This window comes from Cohnella sp. GbtcB17 (genome assembly GCF_019091135.1).
GTDB lineage: Bacteria > Bacillota > Bacilli > Paenibacillales > Paenibacillaceae > Cohnella.
Genome location: NZ_JAGXJW010000151.1, coordinates 1 through 787 on the forward strand (window position 1 = coordinate 1; position 787 = coordinate 787).

At 64.3% G+C, this 787-nt stretch carries 1 protein-coding gene; it reads right to left on the reverse strand.

The genetic code is table 11. From position 1 onward, the window contains the following. Window positions 1-771: glycoside hydrolase family 3 C-terminal domain-containing protein (locus KVT38_RS33400; RefSeq protein WP_254639753.1), on the reverse strand; the 771-nt coding region annotated here is incomplete at its 3' end. Window positions 772-787: the final 16 nt, after the last annotated feature.

Sequence of the window (787 nt, forward strand, 5' to 3'; positions counted from 1 at the left end):
GATGTCCGCGGGAATTTGGAACGTCAGCAACGCCTGCGGCACGAACGCCCCCGACAGTATACCGAGGATCGCCTGGACCTGCCAGGCGAAGTGCGCAAGGATGCCGTCGGCCGACGGCTCGAATTCGGCTGCGACGGCGGGTTTCGACAGCGCGATGGAGACGACGTCCGGCTTGCCGGTCATGAGCCGCTTCGGTTCCAGCACCACGTCGAGATCGCCTTCGTTCGCTACGGCCGCCGTCTTTCCTTTGTAGGAGCGGTTCAGCACGTCCCGCGGATCCCCAGCGAGACTGGTCTCCCGCGCCTGCTTCGCCGTGTAGGGCCGGTACTGCAAGCTGATCGGGATATAGCCGTTGCCCCCGGCCTCCGCGTCGGCCTTGCTGGAGCCTTTCGTCGAACGGGGGCTTTCGGTGCAAACGAGCGCGAAGTCCGCGTCCGCCGGCCGGTCGGTGACGTCGAAGTATTTGCGGACGATGTCCAGGTTCATCGGATACGTCTCCGAAGCCGGGACCGGGTTGCCCATCCAGTCGGTGTCCGCCGGCAGCTTCCGCTTGGGAATGTACACCGTTTTCCGTTTCGGAAGCGGCAGGGCGCCTTCGTTCTTGAGCATCACGACCGATCTGAGCTGCGCCCGGAAGCCGGCCTCCATGAAGGCGAGATTGCCGACGAGGGCCGCGGATTCGCCGGGGTTCAAATATGGATTCTCGAACAAGCCCAACCGGAACATATTCTTCAGCAGCCGCACGGCCGACTGTTCGAAGCGCGCGCGCATGAACGCTTCCCCGTGC